Below are 21,008 nucleotides of genomic sequence, written 5' to 3'. Positions count from 1 at the left end.
GTTTTCGACACTCAGCGCAACGCTTCGTACAGCGACTCCGCCAGGGCCCCGACGCTGCGTCCCTCGAGCAGGGACTGGAGGGGCACGTCGACCCGCAGCTCGGCGTGGATGTGCTTCTTCAGCTCCACGCCCATGAGCGAATCGAGCCCGAGCTCGTGCAGCGTCTGCTCGGGCTCCGGCGTCTGGGCGGCCCCCAGCTCCAGCACCCGGGACACCTGCGCCTGGAACCAGGCGAGCACCGCGCGCCGGCCGTCCTCCGGTGAGCCCGCGCGCACGCGCCGGAGCAGCTCGCGTCGCGCGCCATCCGTCGCGCGGTCCGTCCGGTCCTCCGCCGCGAAGTCCGCGAACAGCGGCGGCGGTCCCTCTCCGGGGAGGCTCGCCAGGAACGTGGGCCAGTGGATGGGCATCACCCCCACCACCGCCGGCACCGGACCGAACACCTGCTCCAGCACCGAGAAGGCGCGCGCCAGCGGCACCATGCCCACGCCGCGCTTGCGCATGCGCGCCTCCAGCTCCTTCGCCGCGACATCGTCCGGCGCGGCCCACGCGCCCCAGCTCGAGCTCTGCCCAGGCAGGCCTCGCGAGCGGCGGTGGACCGCCAGCCCGTCCAGGAAGGCCGTGGCGGCCAGGTGACTGACCTGGCCCGAGGCCCCCATCAACGAGGTGGACGACGACAACAGGTGGAAGAAGTCCAGGGGCGCGCCCGCCAGCCAGCGGTGCAGGTTCCACGCACCGCCGACCTTCTCCGCGAACACCCGCCCCAGCCGCTCGCGGGTCTGGTGCACGAGGATGCCGTCGTCCACCTCCGTCGCGGCGTGGACGATGCCGCGCAGCGGGGGCATGCGCTTGGAGATGCCCGCCATCACGAAGTCGAGGTCCGAGTCCACGGACACTCCGGCCAGCGAGACGATGCTCGCGCCCCGCGCGCGCATCTCCCCGACCTCCCGCGTGGACACGTCGCTGGCGCGCTTGCGCCCCAGGAGCACCATATGACGGGCCCCCCGCTCCACCATCCACCGCGCGACCTGCAACCCCAGCCCCCCGAGCCCCCCCGTGACGAGGTAGGTGGCGTCGCTCCGGAACTGGAGGTGCCCGGCCCGCTCCCAGGCCCACTGACGGTGGCGCTCGAGCCGCAGCACGTGGCGCTCCGCCGCCCGCAGGAGGACCTGGTCCTCCCGCCCGGGCACGCGAAGCTCGGCCCCCAGGCTCCGGGCCGCGTCCTCCACCCCGTCCCGGGCATCGAGGTCGACCCGATGACAGTCCAGCTCCGGGTGCTCATAGGCGATGGCCTTACCCACGCCCCAGAGCGGTGCGCCCAGCAACCCGGGAGCCTCCTCGGTGTCGTCCAGGCACTGCGCCCCGCGCGTGACGACCCAGAGCGAAGCGGGAGTGCCCACCCCCGTCTTCCCCTGCAACAAGGCCTGCGTCAGGTAGAGCGCGCCGCCACACGCATCCAGCGCGGCGTCCTGGAGGGCCGCGACGCCCTGCCCCTCCGGCGCTGGCACATCGAGCCCCCACAGGTAGACCACGCGCGTCGGCGTGAACCCCGTTTCACCCAAGGCCTTCACCAGCTTCTGGAAGTCCTCCGGATTGCGCGGGAACACCGTGAAGTGCGCCGCGTCCTCCTGCTGGAACCCCTCGCCCCGCAGGACGAACACGCAGCGTCCTCCCGCCTCCTCGACGAGCCTCGACAAGGCCGCGCCCACCCCCGCGCCATCGGAGAAGATGAGGCAGTGCTCCGGCGACGAGGCGACCGGCGCCTCCGGAGGAGTCTGCCGCGCGACCGGCCGCCACCGGGGCGCATACAGCCAGGTGTGGGGTAGCTCCGCGAAGGGCTGTGCCCGCGCCAGCCGCTCCCGGTTGCGCGCGTCCCGCGGCTCCCGTGGACCGCCCCTCCGCTTCTCCGCGGTCAGCAGCAGATAGGACGCGGCGCCGCCACGCAGCAGCCCGCCCAACGACTCGTAGGCGCTCGCCACGGCCAACCGGCTGTCGCCGGCCTCCCACCCGAGCTGCGCGAGGCCCGCGCCGGGTTCGGACTCCTGGAGGAAGTTGCCGACCTCGCGGCCCGCGTCCACGCAGTCGAGGACCTCGAACCCACTCTCGCCCAGCCACTCGACGAGTGAATCGAGCAGCGGCAGCGACAGCCGGTCCAGATGCGGCAACGACAGGGTCGTGCGGAGGAACAGGTCTCCGAGCACGAGCCGCCCGCCTTCGCGGACGGCCTCCCCGAGCGAAGCGAACAATGCCCGCGGCGACTCCACGCGCCGGAGGGACTCCAACCCGAACGCCACGTCGAAGGTCCCCTCCGGGGGTCCGCCCACGACCTCGATGCGCTCTTGCAGGCCCCGCGCGCGCACGCGGGCACGCGCCGCCACCAGCTCCTCGGGGGAAGACGCCAGGCCGACGATGCGCGAGAGACTGGAGCGCCGCGCCACGTCCACCAGTTCGTGCCCCGCGCCCACGCTCCACGAGAGGATCCGTCCGCCGCCCGCGAGGTCCACGGAGCGGAAGAGGACCCCTCGCAGGTCCTGGTGGGCCTCTCGAACGAGGGCCACCTGCGAAGGCGTGGCGCGTCCCTGCGCTGCGAGGAGCCAGGAGAACGCGGGAGCGACCTCCGGGAACGGCGCCAGCGTCGCGAAGGACTCCGTCTGGAGCACGGCCTCCAGCCCCAGGCGCGGGCCAGGCGCGTCCGAAGGCGCGACCGTCGGACGGACCTGACGCGCCTTGAGCGCCAGCTCCAGCAGTGCCCGCTTCTCCGGCGTGAGCGCGGCGAGCCGCTCCGCGAGGCTGCGTCCGGGTCCCTCTTGGTCCATCGCGACTGCCTCCTGAACGAGACCTCGGACGCGACGGGCCCAGGCCCGCCTCGAACACGAGGGGACTTCGTGGATGCGCTACGCGGATGACTCGCGCCCAGGTCTAGGTGGGCTTGAACTTCTCCGGCTCGGGGGTTCCGCCCTGAGGCGGCTGCGGCGCGGCGGGTGGCGATTGAGGCGGCGGCGGCCCCGCGCTGGCGTCCTGCTCCCGGCGCCTCGCGCTCGCCTCCTGCATCATCTCCTTGATGGTCCGCATGCGCGGACTGAGCCCCGGCCCCTTGCCGCCCGAGGACGAAGCACTCCCCTCCCGCTCGCCGTCCTGGATGGCGGTGTCGATGTTCTCCAGCTCCCGGACCTGGGCCTGGAGCAGATGGGAGAAGGCCTGCAGCACGTCCTTCTTCGCGCGGAAGAGCTGCTGCACGAACCCCTTCCCACCGGGAATCACCGCGTCGACGACGTCGGCGATGCGCGCTCCCTCCTCCGGCTGGGTCTCGAGACGGAAGAACCCCCTGGGCAGGCGTCTGTCATTCCAGGTCATCACGCACTCCTTTCTCTTTTGAAATCCACGACCAGGGTATCGCCCTCCATCCGCGCACCCGCGGTGGAGAGCTGAGCAATCATTCTGGGGAGCAGGACATTGCGGCGCAGCGGGCCGACCTGGATGACCAGCTCCGCCTCGCGACGGGAGAGATTGACCTCCTCCTTGTTCACGAATGGCAGCTGCACTTCCAGTCTATACACATCCACCGCGTCCTTGCCGAAACCCCGTGCGGGCGAAACTGTCATCAAACGTGCGGGGTCGTCGCCGGAGTAGAGCAGCCCCGCATAGGCCTCCAGCGCCTCCCGGCCCACCGGAGCCGGCGACCGGGAGGCGATGCCCACGACCGGGAGCGAGCCGAGCAGCCGTTGGAAGTCCTCCACCCCGGGGGAATCCACCATGCCCTCGGGGGCGAGGCGATTGATGACGACACAATCCGGCGCAATGCCTTGCAACCCGAAGGCGGTGCACGCGCGACGCAATTCCTGCTCCGCCCGCGAGTCCGCGGTCGTCACCCACCGGAGCGTCGTCACCCGCGGGTCGCGCAGCAGCGCGTCCACCTCCATCAGCCTGTCGCGTGCCCCCTGGAGGGCGGCGAGCCCCTCCGCGTCGACCCGCATCGGACGCATGCGCCGGGTGCCGTTCTGGGGGCTCCCCCACCGGCGGGTGAACCAACCCACCGCCTCCGCCCCCGCGACGAAGCGCAGGGCGCCCGCCGTGGAGGGGCCATCCACGATGATGAGCTCGTAGTGCCGCTCACGGGTGAGCGTCCCCAGCCGGGTGAGTGTCACCACGGCGTCCACGCCGGGCGCCAGCGCCACCTCCTCCGCCGTGACGTCGGTCCACCCGCCTCCGAGCAGGACCGCCACGTCTCCGCGTCCGCCGCCCCAGCCGCGACGCAGCTCCGAGGCGACGTCCACCTCCAGCAGGTGCAGGTGTTCGTCGAGCTGGACGGGGAGCCCGTCCGAGGCGGAGAGGCCCGGTGTCTCCACGCCGAAGGTCGCGCCCAGGTCGCGCGTGCCGTCGAAGGAGAGGACCAGGGTCCGCAGCCCCCGGCGCGAGGCCGCCAGCGCGGTCGCCGCCGCCACCGTCGTCTTGCCCGCGCCGCCTCGTCCCGAGACGAGAATGAGCCGCGTCATCGCGGGCCTCCTAGCCGTACAGGGTCCATGGGTCCCCTCATGCGCCCAGTTGCGTGGATGGACCGGGTTGCGCCCCCGGCTGCGGCTCGACGAGCCAGCCGGAGCGCAGCAACCAGCGCTGCGCGCGCTGGAGCTGGTCCACGGTGGACTGCTGCCCCAGGACCTGGACGAGCACCTTCTCCACCTGCTGCAAGTCGTAGGCGGACAGGCGCTTCTCCACGACGGGGTTCACCCGGAAGTACTTCTTCCGCAGGATCATGCGGCACTGGTAGTGGACCGCGTCCGAGCCCGCCTCCATCAGCATCTTCACCAGCACCATGGGGAAGCTGGTGTCGAGCAGCCAGCGCGCGAAGCCCCAGTTGGCGACGCCGTGGCTGAAGTCCGGCGCGAGGAAGCTGGACATGATGCCGTTGCCGATCGACAGCAGGAGGATGGTGTCCATGCTGGGTGGGTCCGCCACGAGCGTGTCGATCTGATCCTGGCTGCTGCGGCGCGACAGGTCGCGGATGGCCTGCGCCACGCCCACCAGCGAGGGGTTGTTGGCGTAGACACCGCCATCCACGTAGCCGCTGCCATCCCCCTGGAGGCCCTGGTAGATGGGATAGGAGAGCGGCGGCGAGCCGCTGCGCATCAGCACGTCCACCACGCGCTCGTCGAGCTCGCGCGGGTTGTCGGGGTCCACGTTGTGGAAGATCTTCGCCTTCCACGTCCGCAGGCCCTTGCGCTGGCCATCGAGCTTGAAGGTGGGGATCACCACCTTGCGCTTGAGGTCCCCCAGCCGCAGGGTCGCCCCGAAGTAGCTGCTGAAGAAGTCGCGCATGTAGCTGGAGTCGAGGAAGGAGCTCAGGCCCGCGAGCGCCTTCAGGGAGCGCCCGAGCGACACGCCCTTCTTGTTCATGGCCACGACCTCGCCCCAGAACTGGAGGCACTTGTCGTAGGCGCTGTCGGGGTCCTCCTCCCGCGCGAAGAAGGCCGCGTTGAAGGCCCCCGCGGAGGTCCCCACGAAGAGGTCCACCTGGTTGAGCAGGGTGCGCTTGTCTCCGCCGGAGTCGAGCAGTTGCCGCAGGGCGCCCAGCATGCCCGCGGTGACATAGCCTTCTCCCCCCGAGATGGAGGTTCCATCCATTGCCAGGATTCGCTGCGGCATCACGCCACCTCCTTGGTGAACTGCGGGCTTCCCCCGCCGGCGACCAGCAGCGGTCGGGGGCCATGCGGGACCAGCGAGTCCGGCAGCGCCAGGTCCAGGCTGGCCTGGAGGTGCCGGGCCAGCACCGCGACGTGCTGGTCCTCCATGATGAGCGTCATGTGGTTGCCGGGGACCACGACGACCCGCACGCCGCCGCGCGCGAACCGGCGCACGCTGTCGACCAGCGAGTCCCGTCCATCCTTCGGGGGCTCGGCCCGGAACAACGTCGCCGTGCCGCCATAGGACGTGAAGACGTACGTGCGCTCCGCGCGCAGCGTGACGCGCATGTTCCGGGCGGTGCGCCCCACGTCTCCCATGAGGCGGCGGAGATAGGAGCGCTTGCCGCCCGGGTCCGTGCGCAGCAACTCCCCCGGGGACTCGGGCAGGCTGATGCCCATCCACTCCCCCACGAGCCGCAGGTTCGCGTAGTCGCGCGGCAACGGTGTCTCCACCATCACCTTCACCAGTTGGGAGCCCGTGGACACCGCCTCGCGCAGGTCCCGACTGTCCCGCGCCGCCTTGCGGTCGAGCGACGCGCCGTCGATCAACCCCAGCAAGGCGACCTGCTCGCCTCGCGCCTCGAGCTGCCGCGCCATCTCGCAGGCGATGATTCCGCCGTAGGACCAGCCCGCGACGCGGTAGGGGCCGCGCGGCTGCACCCGCCGCATCAGGTCGACGTAGAGGGCCGCCGTGTCCTCGACGGTGCCCGGCGGAGGCGTGTCGTCCATGACGCCCGGCATCTGGAAGCCGAAGACGGGCTGCTCCGACGAGAGGTGTCGCGTGAGGGCGATGTAGACGGCCGGGTTGCCCGCCGAAGGAGGCGTGATGAACAGCGGTGGGTTGCTCCCATTCGACCTCAACGCCACCACGCCCTCCGGCAACCGGGGCCGGGGCGCCGGCACATGCGACTGCCCCTCCACCCACCGGGCCAGGGCCTTCACGGACGGACGCTCGAAGACCTCGCCCAGCGGGACCTCCACCCCGAGCTGCTCACGGATGCGTGACAGCAAGGTGATGGCCAGGAGCGAGTGCCCGCCGAGGTCGAAGAAGCTCGCCTCCGGCGACACGGTCTGGAGGCCGAGCAGCTCCCCATAGAGGGCCTGGAGCTTGCCCTCCGTCACGGACAGGCCCGCGACGTCCCCCTCCGCGTGCGCCACCTCGCCCTTCATGCGCGCCGAGACCTCGGGCAGGGCCTTGCGGTCCACCTTGCCGCTCGCCGTGAGCGGCAGCGTGTCGACGAAGAAGTAGACGGCGGGGCGCATGTACTCGGGCAGCGAGCCCTGGAGGGCGCCGCGCAGGGCGGTCTCCAACGACGTCGAGTCCTGCGCGCCTCGCGGACTCGAGGGTTGGACCCAGGCCACCAGCCGTGGCTCCCTTCCCGCCGCGCGCTGGAGTGCCACGGCCGCCTGGACGACGCGGGGATGTCGCGACAGGGCCGCCTCGACCTCGCCGGTCTCCACGCGGTGGCCCCGGATCTTCAACTGGTCATCCACGCGCCCCAGGAACTCCAGCGTCCCATCCGCCAGGCAGCGCGCCAGGTCTCCCGTGCGGTACAGCCGCGAGCCTTCCCTTCCGGGACGCCCGGTCACGAAGGGGTCGGGCACGAACCGCTCCGCCGTCAGCGCCGGCCGGCCCAGGTAGCCCCGCGCCAGCCCCACACCGCCGATGTACAGCTCCCCCACCACGCCACGCGGCACCGGCTGACCGTGACGGTCGAGGACGTAGAGCTCGGTGTTCGCGATGGGACGGCCGATGGGGACACGCGCTGGAAGCGGGGCGCCGTCCGGCGACAGCTCGTGGAAACAGCACGCGACGGCGGCCTCCGTCGGGCCGTACTCGTTGACGACGCGCGCGCCGCTGCCCGACTTCGCCCAGGTCTCCAGGTCCGCGCCATGCAACCCTTCGCCGCCGAGCACCACGGCGCGTGTGCGGTCGAGGACCTCCTTCAACCGCCCCAGGCCATCGAAGGCCCGCAGGTGTGACGGCGTCAGCTTGATGAAGCTGAAGTCCCGCTCCAGGTAGTCCCGGGACGCCAGGACCTCCAGCTCCTGGTGGCGGGGCAGCAGGAACAACGCCTTGCCGGCGAGCAACGGGGCGAAGAGGCTGGTGAGCGTGCCATCGAAGCTGACGGACCCGAGCACCGGGCTTCCCACGCCCTCGTGGAGGCGATACGCGCGCACGCACCAGCGCAGGTAGTTGACGATGCTCCGGTGCGTCACCTGCGTGCCCTTGGGCTGCCCCGTCGAGCCGGAGGTGTAGAGGATGTACGCGAGGTGGTCCGGGGTGACGCTCCTGCGCAGGCGGTGCCCCGTGACGTCCGGGAGGGCCGAGCAGGTCTCCTCCACCTGGACGACGATCATCCCCGTGCGCTCCGGATGTGCCCCCGACGCCAGCAGCACCTTCGGCCGCGCGTCCTCGAGGATGCGGCGCAGGCGCTCCGACGGCTCCTCCGGGTCGAGCGCGAGGAACGCGCCTCCCGCCTTGAGGACGCCCAGCAAGCTGATGACGAGCTCGGGCGAGCGCCCCAGGTAGACGCCGACCACGACCTCCGGCCCCACGCCCAGGGTCTGGAGATAGGCCGCGAGCCTGTCGCTGCGCTGGTCCACCTCTCCGTAGGTCAGCTCCCAGTCATCGACGACGACGGCGCTGGCCTCCGGCGTACGGCCCGCCTGGGCTTCGATGAGCTCATGCAGACAGGGCCCGTCCGCGCCCTCGCCCTGGGTGTCATTCCACTGGCGCAGGAGACGCTCGCGCTCCTCGGACGACAACACGGGCAGCTCGGTGACGGGCCGGTGGGGCTCGGCGAGCAACGCGTGGAGCAGGCGCTGGAAGCAGTCCACGTAGTGCTGGACCGTCTCCCGCGCGAAGAGGTCGCGGTTGAACACGAACCGCACGGTGAGCCGCTCGCCCCGGTCCTCCACGAAGAGGTTGAGGTCGAAGCGCGACGTGGTGGTCTCGAACTCGAGCGGTTGGATGCGGAGGCCCGGCGACGCCGGGTGGCCATCCGCCTCGCGCGTCCAGGAGAACACCGCCTGGAACAGGGGGTTGTATCCCAGCGTCCTCGGGGGCTTGAGCTCCTCGACGAGCAGGTCGAAGGGAAGGTCCTGGTGCGCGAAGGCATCGAGCACCACCTCGCGGACACGCTCGATGACCGTGTCGAACGAGGGCTGCCCTCCCAGGTCCACACGCATCACCAGGTTGTCCACGAAGAAGCCCACCAGCGGCTCCAGCTCGGGCCTGCCCCGGTTGATGGAGTTCGCCCCCACGACCAGGTCGTCCCGACCGGTCAGCCTGTGCAGCAGCACGAAGAAGGCGGAGAGCATGCCCATGAACGGCGTGGCGTTGGCCGCGTGGCTCAGGGCCTTGAGTGCCTCGGTGGCGGAGGGAGGCACCTCGAAGCGGACCTCTCCCCCTGCGTAGGACTGCACCCGGGGCCGGGCATGGTCGGCGGGGAGCTCCAGCAAGGGAGGCATCCCCTCCAGGCGCCGCCTCCACGCATCCACCAACTCCCGACGGACCTCCCCCTGTAGATGTGCCCGCTGCCAGGTCGCGAAGTCCGCGTACTGCAGCTGGAGCGGGGACAGCGGTGAGGGCTCGCCCCGTGAGAACGCCGAGTAGAGCGTCGTCAGCTCGCGGATGAGGAGGGTCCGAGCCCAGACGTCCGCCGCGATGTGGTGCAGACAGACCTGGATGAACTGCCCCTGGGCACCGCGATCCACCACGAGGACGCGCAGGAGCGGCCCCGAGGTGAGGTCGAAGGGGCGCTCACCCTCGCGCCGCAGGAAGGCCTCCATTCCACCGGGCTCGAAGGCCAGCACCTCGGCCTCGTGGATGGTCGCGAACTCGAGCCTCGGCTCGGGCTCGACATGCTGGACCGGGACGCCCTGCTCCTCCGCGTAGCGGGTGCGGAGGATTTCGTGTCGACGGGTGAGTTCGACGAAGCAGCGCTCCAGGAGCGTCGGGTCGAGCTGCCCACCTTCGACCGACAAGGGCATGACCAGGTTGTAGGCGGAGCTCCGGGGTTCGAGCCGATGGAGGAACCACAGTCGCTGCTGACCATAGGAGAGGGGCGCGGGGCCGGTGCGCGGCGTGGCGACGATGGGGCGTGTCTCGCTCACCCGCTGGCGCTCGCGCAGCATCGCGAGCAGCTCGCCCTTGTGTTCGGCCAGGGCCAGGCGGAGCTCCTCGCCCGCGGCGCCCTTCGGCCCCCGCAGCTTGAGCGTCTCCCCTTCCGACCAGACCTCGAGGCCTCGCCGGTTGAGCTCGGCGAGCAGCTCTCCCATCTTCATAGCGTCAACTCCTCCATCTCCCCTTCGGAGGTCGGAGTCGGCGCGCGCGACAGCAGCGCGTCGAGCTCGAGCTGCGCGTGCAGCGCCTCCACGATGCCGTCGATGCCGGTGCCGTCGATGAACCGCGACATGGGCAGGTCCACCCCCAGCTCGCGCCCCATCAGGTTCTTCAGTTCGACGGCGCGCAGGGAGTCCAGCCCCAGCTCGTTGAGCGAGGCCCGCGAGCGCAGCACGTCGTGCCCCGGCGCGAAGCCCAGGAGCGATCCCAGCCGCCCCTGGACATAGTGCGAGAGCAGCGTCCTGCGACGAGCATGGTCCGACCGGGAGAACTCCCCGAGCAGCGTCTGCATCCGCTCCACCGCGGCGCTCGGAGACCGGGCACGCGACATCAGCTCCGAGAGCAGCGGGCCATGCCCCTCCGCCAGGGGAGCCCGCCCGCCGGCATCGTCGAAGGGCACCACGCCGACCTGGGCGACCTCGCGGGACAGCAGGGCCTCCATCACCCGGAGTGCCCGCTGTGGCGCCAGCGTCGAGCTGTCCGGGCCGCGAGCCCGCCCCGCCATCCCCGCGCCCGACCAGCGTCCCCAGTTGATGCTGAGCGCGGGCAGCCCGCGGGCGCGGCGGTGATGGGCCAGCGCGTCGAGGAAGCTGTTCGCGGCCACGTAGTTGGCCTGCCCCGCGACTCCGATGAGCGAGGCCGCGGATGAGTACAACACGAAGAAGTCGAGGGGGATGCCCGAGGTCCCCCGGTGCAGGTTCCATGCGCCTTGAACCTTGGGCGCGAGGACTCGCGCCAGGCGCTCCCGGTCCTGGTTCAGCAGGACGGCATCCTCCAGCACGCCAGCGGCGTGGAAGACGCCCCGGAGCGCAGGACCTCGCGCCGAGATGCCATCCACGAGTCGCTCGACCTCCAGCGCATCCGCCACGTCGACCCGGGCCAGTTGGATGTCGCAGCCGCGCGACCGCAGCGTGTCCAGGCACGAGGAGGCCTCTTCGTTCGGGGCCGAGCGCCCCACCAGCACGAGGTGTCGCGCCCCCAGGTCCACCAGCCAGGACGCGGTCGCCAACCCCAGCGCGCCGAGTCCCCCCGTGACGAGGTACGTGGCCTCGGGCTGGATGCGGGGAGCGCTGGCGCCAGCCGGCGGAGGCATCGCGCGAACGAGCCGGGCGCCCAGGAGCCGAGCGCCACGCACCGCCATGACGTTCTCGGCGGGCGGGCGAACCAGCCACTCGAACAGCGACGCGACCGTGGCGCCCTCGTCCAGGTCCATCAGGCGGCAGCCCAGCTCCGGATGCTCGATGGCGGCGGCACGCCCCAATCCCCAGGCGGGCGCGGCCACGAGCCCATCCACTCGATCCTCCGGCGACACCGCCACCGCAGCGCGTGTCAGCAGCCAGAGCGAGGGCCGCGAGGACCAGGACGTCCGGGCCATGGCCTGGACGAGGTGGAGCATGCCGCACGCCTCCCGGGTACTGGCGCGGGCCAGCGCCTCCGTCGACGGCTCGGGCGTGTCACGGCCTCCGGACCCGGGCAACCAGACGACGGTGGTCGGCGCGGCGCCCTCCTCCGCCCGCATCCGCAGCAGCCGCGCGAAGGCGGTCGGATCCTCCGCGTCGAGGACGACGTGCTCCGCGGTCCTGCGCGCGAGCTCCGCGCCTGGAACCGACGTCACCGTCACGCACGAGCCTTGCCGTGCTCGCACGAGCGCCTCGAGCACGGAGGCGGCGCCTTCCTCTCCCTCCACGAGCAACCAACGCTCGAGCGCTCCCGTCGCCGAGCCCCGTGACGAGCGGGGCGCGACCTCGCGCCAGGCCAGCTCGAAGAGCAGCTCCCGGGACGACTCCAGCGACGCGGCCATCGGCGTGCGGAGGTCCACGCTCTTGAGCAACAGGCCGTCGACGTCGGCCAGGAGTTCGCCGGCCTCGCCGAGGACGCGGAGGTCGACGCCCACCACCTCCGAGTCGGCGCGTGAGTCGTCCGAACGGCGGGCATGCACCCAGACACGACTCCCCGACTGCCGGAGCCAGCGCAGGCGTCGGATGGCCACCGGCACCCGCTGCCGATGCTCCACCGCGACGTCCGTGGCCTCCATGAACAGCGCCGCCGTGACCTGGAAGCAGGCGTCGAGGATGAGCGGGTGCAGCCGATAGGCCTCCATCCCGATGACGTGATGGTCCGGCAACCGGACCTGGGCGACACAGCCTCGCGCCTCGAATCGCAGCGTCTCGATGAGCTGGAACGACGGCCCGTATTCCAGGCCATGGCGTGCCATCAGCGCATAGAAGGATTCGGCCGGACGCGGGGGCGTGCAGTGAGCGAGCAGCTCCGTCTCCACGTCGACGCGCACCTCGACCTCGGGACACGGCTCGAGGCAACCGCGAGCGAGGCGGACCCAGCCGTCCCCCGCGCCCACGTCCCTCGCGTGGAGCTCGAACCCCATGGGGTGGCCCTCGGAGGGGAGGAGCACGGTCTGGAGCTCCCGAGGCGTGTCCTCCAGGACGAGCGGCCTCTCCAGCTCCATGTCGGACAGCACCCACGCGTGCTCGCTCCGGGAGGAGACGTGGGCAGCCCCCAACACCATCTCCACCTCGACGGCCGCGGGCAGCACCACCGCCCCGAAGACACGGTGCTCGGAGAGGAACTCGGGGTCATGGTCGTCGAGGACGGTCGTGAAGCGATGCTCCTTCGAGCCCGCGAGCGGCAACGGCGCGCCCACGAGCGGATGGCCCACCTCCCCCGTCTCCGCGCGCGACGTCCTCGCCCGCGCGCCGTTCCGCGGCTCGGCCTGGATCCAGAAGCGCTCGCGCTGGAAGGGATAGGTGGGCAGGGAGGTCGTTCGTCGCCCGAACGGCGCATCGAAGGCGCTCCAGTCGACCTCGAAGCCGCGCACGTAGAGCCGGCCCAGGCTCTCGATGAGCTGCGCCGTCTCCCCCATGCCCGGACGCAGGCTCGGCAACCAGACCCACTCCTCCGGATCCGGCATGGTCCGCAGCCCCAGGCCCGACAGGACCGGAGCGGGTCCCACCTCCAGGCACGTCCGGTGGGGCTGGCCGCGCAGGGCCTCCAGCGCGTCGGCGAACCGGACGGGCTCCCGCAGATGACGTCCCCAGTACGAAGGCCGGGTCAACGCTTCGCCCACCGGCATTCCCTCGAGCGCCGAGATGAAGGTCAACCTCGGCACCGACAACGGCACGCCCGCGACACAGGCCTCGAAGGGCGCGCGCACCGGGTCCATGAGTGGCGAATGGAAGGCGTGCGCGACCGCCAGGTTCTTGCTGGTGATGCCCAGCTCCTGCAGCGCCTTCGCGACATCGCCCAGCAGCGCGGCGTCCCCGGAGAGCACCAGCTCCTCGGGACCGTTGAGCGCCGCGACGGACACCACGTTGCTGACGTGCGCCAGCACCGGGGCGATAGCCGCGAGGGGGGCGGGGACTGCCAACATCGCGCCCGTGCCGGGGGCCTGCTGGACGAGCCGGCCTCTCTCGACCACCAGCCGGAGCGCGTCCTCGATGGGGAGGACACCCGCCACCACCGCGGCGGCATACTCCCCCAGGCTGTGTCCGAGCACCGCGCCCGGGCGGATGCCCCAGGACGCCCACAGCTCGGCGAGCGCGTACTCCACGGCCACGAGCGTGGGCTGCGCGCAGCGCGAGTCCTGGAGGAGCGCGGCGGAATCCCCACCGAAGAGGACGTCCTCGAGCCGGGCGCCCATGAGCGGCGCCAACACCTCCGAGCAGCGCTGGAGCGCCTCCCGGAACACCGGCCACGTCTCGAAGAGTTCGCGCCCCACGCCTGGGCGAAGCGTCCCCTGCCCCGTGAAGAGGAACACCGGCCGGGGACGCTCGGCGCCGCGCCTCGGCTCCATCGCGGGGCGGAGCCCCACCTCCCGGAGCCGCGCCAGGGCCGCGCGCAGCTCGGTGGAGGTGGCCCCCGTCACGGCCGCGCGGTGCTCGAAGTGAGAGCGCCCCGCGTTGGCGGTGAAACACCAGTCACCGAGCGAAACGGCGTCTTCCGGCAACGCAGCCTCGTGCGCCTCCACCAGGGCATCGAGCGCGTCCTCGGTCCTCGCGGACAGGCTCAGCAGGTGGACGGGGCGCTGGTGTTCGGCCGCCGGTCTGGAGACGACCGGCGCCTCCTCGATGACGAAGTGGACGTTCGTGCCGCTGAAGCCGAAGCTGCTCAGCCCGGCGAACCGCCGCTGCTCGCCCCTCGGCCACGGCCTCGGACGGGTCGGCACCTCCACCGGCAGCTCGCTCCAACTGATGTTCGGGTTGGGCCGCGTCAGGTGCAGGTGAGGAGGGATGACCTCGTTGCGCAGCGCGAGCAGCACCTTGAACAGGCCCGCGATGCCCGCGGCGGCCTCCAGGTGCCCGATGTTCGTCTTCACCGAGCCCACGAGCAGGGGACTGGTGCGCGCCTCTCCGCGGCCGAACACGCCGCGAAGGGCCTCCATCTCGATGGGGTCGCCCAGCACGGTCCCCGTGCCGTGGGCCTCGACGTAGCCGATCTGCCCGGGCTCCACGCCGCAGCTCTCCAGCGCCGTCCGGATGACGCGCTCCTGGGCGCGACCGTTGGGCACCATGAGCGCGCTGCTCCGGCCATCGTGGTTGAGCGCCGAGCCCCGGATGAGCCCGAGGATGGTGTCGCCCCGGGCCAACGCATCCGACAGGCGTTCGAGCACGACCACACCACAGCCCTCGCCCCGAGCGAAGCCGTCGGCGGAGGCGTCGAACGTCTTGCAGCGCCCATCCGCCGCGAGCATCCGGTTCTCGCACTCGAACATCATCGTGAGGGGGGACAAGCTCAGGCTGACGCCCCCCACCAACGCCAGGTCGCTCTCGTCGTTGCGCAGGCTCAGGCACGCGAGGTGGAGCGCCGCCGCGGACGACGAGCAGGCGGTGTCCACCGTGAGCGCCGGCCCCTGGAGCCCCAGCGTGTGGGCGATACGCCCCGCGGCCATCGACGGATAGTTGAGCGAGGCCGAGCGCATCTCCACGCCCGCGTGGATACCGAGCACGTTGTAGTCGTTGTGCATCAACCCCACGAAGACGCCGGTGCGGCTCCCCATCAGCCCCGACGCGGGGATGCCCGCGCGCTCCAGCGCCCGCCAGCACTCCTCCAGCAACAGTCGTTGCTGGGGATCCATGTCCTTCGCGTCGCGCGGAGCGATGCCGAAGAAGCTCGGCTCGAACAGGTCGACGTGGTCGATGAACGCGCCGCGCCGCGTGTACATCTTCCCCTTCACGCCGGGCGTCGGGTCGTAGAGGTCGTCGATGTCCCAGCGCTCGCGCGGCACTTCCCGCGTCGCGTCCACGCCCGACTCGAGCAGCTCCCAGAAGGCCTCGGGCCCCTCCCCTCCTCCCGGGAACCGGCAGGACATTCCCACCACCGCGATGGGCTCCGCGACCAGGACATCGCGCCTGGCGCGCAGTTGGCTCGCGAGATAGGCGAGCTTGACGGCGGGCAGCTCCGAGATGCGGGACGGTAGTTTCGCCATGGGGTCTCAGCGGGCCAGCGCGCTCTCCAGTTCATGGTCGATGAGTGACGTCAGCTCCTGCTCAGACAGCCCCTGGATCTGCGCGGCGAGGGTCTCGCGCTCGGAAGACCTGGAAGCCTCCGGCGACTGGGACTCCGCTGCGAGCCCCAGCTCCGTCGCCAGATGGCCGACCAGCCCTTCCACCGAGGGGAAGTCGAAGACCAGGGTCGAGCGCAGCGCTCGCCCGAGGCTGGCCGCGAGGCGGTTCTTGAGCTCCACCGCCAGGAGCGAATCGAAGCCGAGGTCGAACAACCGCTCTCGCCCCGAGAGCCGCTCCGACTCGGGCAAGCCGAGCGTCCTCGCCACGAGGCCGGCGACATGCTGGTGCAACAGTGGGCGTCGCTGGTGCGGCGCGGCCCCCTCCAGCCGGGCCCGGAAGTCCGAGGGACGAGCGCCGGGAACACTCCCACCGACGAAGCCCTGGACCAAGGCCTGGCGAGCCAGTCCCGGCCACCGCGCCGCCAGCCGCAGCCAGTCCACCGGAAGCACCGCGAGCTGGGCATGCCCCTCGCCGAGCAACCGCTCGAGGACGTCCAACCCCTGCGCGACGGAGATGCGGCCCAGCCCCGAATCCCCTCCGGGCGCCGAGCCCTCGCGCGCCAGCCGCGCGGCCATGCCGACCTCATCCCAGGAGCCCCAGTCGAGGGTCAGCGCGGGGAGCCCCTGGGACTGGCGCAGGTGGGCCAGCGCGTCGAGGAAGGCGTTCGCCGCGACGTAGTTCGCCTGCCCTGGCGACCCCAGGAGCGAGGCGACCGAGGAGAAGCAGACGAAGCAGTCCAACTCCAGGCCGGCGCTGAGTCGATGCAGGTTCCAAGCGCCCTGGACCTTCGGCGCGAGGACCTCCAGCAGGTGTGTCATCGACTGATGGCCCAGGGTGGCATCGCGCAGGACGCCCGCGGCGTGGAAGATGCCGCGCACGGGCGGCGCGCCATGCGACTCCGTGAGCACCCGGGAGACAACCTCAGCGGAGCAGACATCCCCGAGGACGATGCGCACGGAGACCCCCTGCGCCTCGAGCAGGGCGAGCTGTCGTCGGACCTCCTCCGTCGGGGCATGACGCCCCATCAGGACGAGGTGGCGAACACCGCGAGCCGTGAGCCACGCCGCGAGCCGAGGCCCGAGGCCACCAAGCCCACCGGTGATGAGATAGGAGGCGTCGGACGAGAAGGAGACCTTGCGCGGCGACGCGGCCCGCGGCCGGACGCGCTCCAACCGCGCGCCCCAGAGCGCTCCGCTCCGGATGGCGACCTGCCCCTCGCTCTCCGGAAGGGCACAGGCCTGCAGCAGGGCCTGGAGGTCCCCTGCGCCAGGCTCCACCGGGAGGTCGACGCGAAGACAGCGGAGCTCCGGCAGCTCGGTCGCGAGCGCCTGGCCGAAGCCCCACAGCGGCGACTGGATGACACGTGGCGCTCGGGGGTCCGTCCCCACGCGCTGCGTCCCTCGCGTGACGACCACCCACCTCGCGGGTGCGCTCGACCTGACACGCATCCACGCTTGTGCGGCGTGCAGGGCTCCCACGCAGCCGGACACCTGCGCGGCCATGAGCGCGTCTCCGGATGGCGTGTCGCCCAGGTCCGTCTCGAGGCCCCACAGATAGAGCAGGCCCTGGGGTGGCTCGGCGTCTCCGCGCTCGCACCACCGGGCGAAGTGCTCGGGGCATGCCGGGTCCACGCGAATCCCGCCAGGAGTGCTGCTGAACCCAGTGCCACGCCGCACCGAGGTGACGCGGGCACCGAGCTTCGTGAACAGGGCCACGATGGCCTCGCCGAGTCCACCATCCTCGTGGAAGACCCACCAGTCCTGTCCTGCCGGCCGCAACGCCTCCCCACTCGGAAGTCGGGACCAGCCGACCCGGTAGAGCCACTCCTGCCAGCCGCTGTCGATACTTCGCAGCAGGACCTCCCGCTCGGCTCGGCGCACGGCGAGCCCCGTGAGTATCGCGACGACGGAGCCCTCCTCGTCCGTCAACGTCAGGTCCGTGGTGGGCGGTCCGGACGTCGGGGCCTCGGTACGGTGCGTGGCGTACGCCCACACTCGCGAAGGGAACGGACGGAACACCTCCACCCGTTGGATGGACACGGGCAACAGCAACGCGCCGTCGGAGGGGAACGGCGCGATGGCCGCGGCGGTGCGCAGACAGGCATCGAGCAGGGCGGGATGCGCTCGGAAATCCTTGGTGCCAACGACGACCTCACTGACGGAGAGCGCCGCGCCCTCCCCCCGATGGAGTGACGACAGCACCCTCAGCGCGGGACCGTATTCGAGGCCACGCTCGCGGACCTCCCCAGCGAACGCCTCCAGGTCGATGGGCGTGGCGCAGTGTCGGCGCCAGGTCTCCGCGTCGACCTGCGGCGGCGACATGGACGCAGACACCACGCGACACGTCACGTGCGGAGTCCATGGCGCTTCACCTCCGCGCGTGCGCTGTCGGCTCACCACCTTGCACCCGAGGCCTGTCGCGTCCGCCTCCAGCAACGTCTGCACGACACACGACCGCGGCTCGGACAGCACCAGCGGCTGGTGCACCACCCAGGACTCCAGCGCCACCGCCTCCGTGCCCATGACCTGGGCCGCCGCGGAGACCACCATCTCCAGGAAGGCCGCCATGGGAACCACCGGCCTTCCGAAGACCCTGTGGTCGCCGAGGAGTGGCGTTCGCCTGGCGTCCAGCTCCGTGGAGAAGACGGTGGTCCCCTCCTTCACTCCAGGCGAGTCCCAGCGGGCGCCCAGGAGCGGGTGCGGCGTCGACGCATCCACCGGAGGGGCCCAGGGCGTGGGGACCTCGAGCCAGTGGCGCTGCCGCTCGAAGGGATAGGTCGGCAGGGAGATGCGCCTGCGGCCTTCCCCATCGAAGCGTCCCCAGTCCACCGTGGCGCCCTGGACGTGGAGTCGCGCCAGTGTCCCGAGCATTCCAGCGAGGTCGGAGCGTCGCGGATGCAACGTCTCCAGCCACACCGCGTCCTCGGCGCCGACGACCTCCCGCGCCAGCTCGGATAGCATGGGCTTGGGCCCCACCTCGAGGAACGTCCGGATGCCACGTCCCAGGAGGGTCCGAACCCCGGCCTCGAAGCGGACCGGCTCTCGGATGTGGCGCGCCCAGTAGGACGGCCACGCGAAGTCCGCTCCTGCCTCCGCGCCGTCGTGGTTCGTGATGAGCGTGACGCCCGCGGCCTGGGGATGCACCCGGGTCGCCAGCGCCTCGAAGGCCGCCACCATCGGCTCCATCAGCGGCGAGTGGAAGGCGTGGGAGACCTTGAGTCGCCGGCTCTTCACGCCGTCGCGTTCCAGGGCTCGCGCGATCGCCTCGACCTCGGACTCCGCGCCGGACACCACCGTGTTGCGCGGCCCGTTCAGCGCGGCCAGGGACACGCGCCCCTCACGGGACAGGAGGGGAGCCACTCGCGCCGCGTCGGCGAAGACAGCCAGCATCGCGCCGCGCTCGGGCAGGTCCTGCATCAACCGCGCGCGCTCGGCGACCAGGGGGAGACACTCCTCCGCCGTCAGGACGCCCGCGAAGACCGCGGCCGCGTACTCCCCCACGCTGTGCCCCAGGACGGCATCGGCGCGCAGCCCCCAGGCGCGAAGGAGGTCCGCCACCGCCACCTCGAGCGCGACGAGCGCCGGCTGTGTGTAGCGGGTCTCCTGCAACGTCGCCTCATCGGCGTGGAAGAGCAGCTCCGTGAGAGGCCGGTCCAGGTGAGGACGCAGCACGGCCTCGAAGCGCAGGAGGTCCTCGCGGAAGGAGCGCTCGGTCTCGAACAGCTCCCGCCCCATGCCCACGTACTGGGCGCCCTGCCCCGAGAAGAGCCAGGCGACCCGCGGCGCTTCGACGCCCCGTCGGCCCTGGAACCATTCACCACGGGAGGCGGGAGTCCCACGGCTGAAGTCCCGGAGCGCCTCCGCCATCTCCTCGGAGGACTTCGCGAGGACGGCCACCCGCTCCTCCATCCCGCTCCGTCCGACGTGCGCCGTGTGGACGAGGTCGGGGAGACACACGCCTCCATCCCGGTCGAGGACGTCCGCGAACGACTCCGACAACCGACGGAGGCTGGCGTCCGTCCGCGCAGACAGCGTGAGTACGTGCAACGGTCGCGCGGGCCCTCGCGCCACGGACGCCGGCACGGGGGGCGCGGATTCGAGGACGAGATGCGCGTTCGTCCCCGAGAAGCCGAAGGAGCTCACCGCGGCGAAGCGCGACCCGGGACTCGTCCAGGCGCGGCTCGCGGTGGGCACTTCGATGAACACCTGGCGCCAGTCGACATGGGGGGTGGGCGTCACCAGGTGGAGGTGCGGAGGAATCTCCTCGTGTGCCAGGCAGAGCGCCGCCTTCATGAGGCCCGCGACTCCCGCCGCGCCCTCGAGGTGCCCCAGGTTCGTCTTCATCGAGCCGACCACCAGCGGCTGCGTCCGCGTGCGCCGGTCGCCATAGACCGCACCGAGCGCCTCCAGCTCGATGGGGTCCCCCAGCGACGTCCCCGTCCCGTGGGCCTCGACGTACCCCACGTCCGTCGCCTCGACGCGCGCGTCCTTCAACGCGTCCCGGATGACCGACTGCTGGGCGAGGCCGTTCGGCACCGTGAGGCCGCTGGTCCGCCCGTCGTGGTTGATGGCCGAGCCCCGGATGACCGCGATGATGGGGTCACCCGCCGCCAGCGCATCCGAGAGGCGTCGCAGGACGAGGACGCCACACCCTTCTCCCCGCCCGATGCCATCCGCGGCGGCGTCGAACGTCTTGCAGCGGCCATCCGGCGCGAGCATGCGGGCGCGCGACTCGATGAGCGTCGCCACCGGCGACAGGACGAGGTTCACGCCGCCCGCCAACGCGAAGTCGACCTCGCGCTGTCGCAGGCCGCGGACGGCGAGATGGACGGCGACGAGCGACGACGAACACGCCGTGTCGATGGTGAGACCCGGCCCCATGAATCCGAACGTGTACGCGAGGCGCCCCGACGCGATGCTCGGGCTGTTTCCCGCGCCGGTGTGGGCGTCGATGACCTCCGGGGCGCTGGTGGCCAGTTGCGTGTAGTCCTGCCCCATCATCCCGACGAAGACGCCCGTCCGGCTGCCCTGGAGCGAGGTGGGCTCCCTCCCCGACGACTCCAGCGCCTCCCACGCGACCTCCAGCAGCAAGCGGTGCTGTGGATCCATCCGAGCCGCTTCACGCGGTGAGATGCCGAAGAACCTGGGCTCGAACCGGTCGATGGCCTCCAGGAAGTTGCCCCGTCGGCAGTAGATGGCCCCAAGCCGGTCCGGGTCGGGATGGAAGAAGGCCTCGGCGTCCCACCGGTCGGCGGGGACGTCGCTGAGCGTGTCGCGGCCCTCTCGCAGCAGCCGCCAGTAGCCCTCGGGTGAATCGACGCCGCCCGGGAAGCGGCACCCCATGCCCACGATGGCGATGCCCTCGTGTCGCTCGCGAGCGTGGGCATCGAGTTGCGCCTGCGCCTCCTGGAGCTTCAGGAGCGCACGCTTCATCAGGTCTCCGTAGCCTTCCTGGGCGGCCATGGCG

General features: G+C 71.6%; 7 protein-coding genes. All 7 read right to left on the bottom strand.

Going from position 1 to position 21,008, the window contains the following annotated elements; genetic code table 11:
• Positions 1–11 precede the first annotated feature (11 nt).
• Positions 12–2,813 (bottom strand): KR domain-containing protein, encoded by a 2,802-nt coding sequence (locus tag LZ198_RS28530; RefSeq protein ID WP_253975243.1) that lies wholly within the window; start codon positions 2,811–2,813, stop codon positions 12–14.
• A gap of 103 nt (positions 2,814–2,916) precedes the next feature.
• On the bottom strand, positions 2,917–3,351 hold the full coding sequence (locus tag LZ198_RS28525) for a hypothetical protein (RefSeq protein WP_253975242.1): 435 nt from the start codon (positions 3,349–3,351) through the stop codon (positions 2,917–2,919).
• Entirely contained in the window at positions 3,351–4,490 is a 1,140-nt protein-coding gene (locus LZ198_RS28520) for an ArsA family ATPase (protein ID WP_253975241.1), read from the bottom strand. Before LZ198_RS28520 ends, LZ198_RS28525 begins: the two co-directional genes overlap by 1 nt.
• 37 nt (positions 4,491–4,527) lie before the next feature.
• Complete coding sequence (locus LZ198_RS28515) at positions 4,528–5,637, bottom strand: patatin-like phospholipase family protein (RefSeq protein ID WP_253975240.1); 1,110 nt, start codon at positions 5,635–5,637, stop codon at positions 4,528–4,530.
• Positions 5,637–9,965, bottom strand: a complete 4,329-nt coding sequence (locus LZ198_RS28510) for a non-ribosomal peptide synthetase (protein WP_253975239.1) — start codon at positions 9,963–9,965, stop codon at positions 5,637–5,639. Before LZ198_RS28510 ends, LZ198_RS28515 begins: the two co-directional genes overlap by 1 nt.
• A complete protein-coding gene (locus LZ198_RS28505; RefSeq protein WP_253975238.1) occupies positions 9,962–15,463 on the bottom strand; it encodes a type I polyketide synthase in 5,502 nt (1,833 codons plus the stop codon). Before LZ198_RS28505 ends, LZ198_RS28510 begins: the two co-directional genes overlap by 4 nt.
• A gap of 6 nt (positions 15,464–15,469) precedes the next feature.
• On the bottom strand, positions 15,470–21,004 hold the full coding sequence (locus LZ198_RS28500) for a type I polyketide synthase (protein ID WP_253975237.1): 5,535 nt from the start codon (positions 21,002–21,004) through the stop codon (positions 15,470–15,472).
• Positions 21,005–21,008: the final 4 nt, after the last annotated feature.

This window comes from Myxococcus dinghuensis, assembly GCF_024198235.1.
Classification (GTDB): domain Bacteria; phylum Myxococcota; class Myxococcia; order Myxococcales; family Myxococcaceae; genus Myxococcus; species Myxococcus dinghuensis.
The sequence above is the reverse complement of the archived record's forward strand: the minus strand, read 5'-3'. Positions and strand labels throughout refer to the sequence as shown.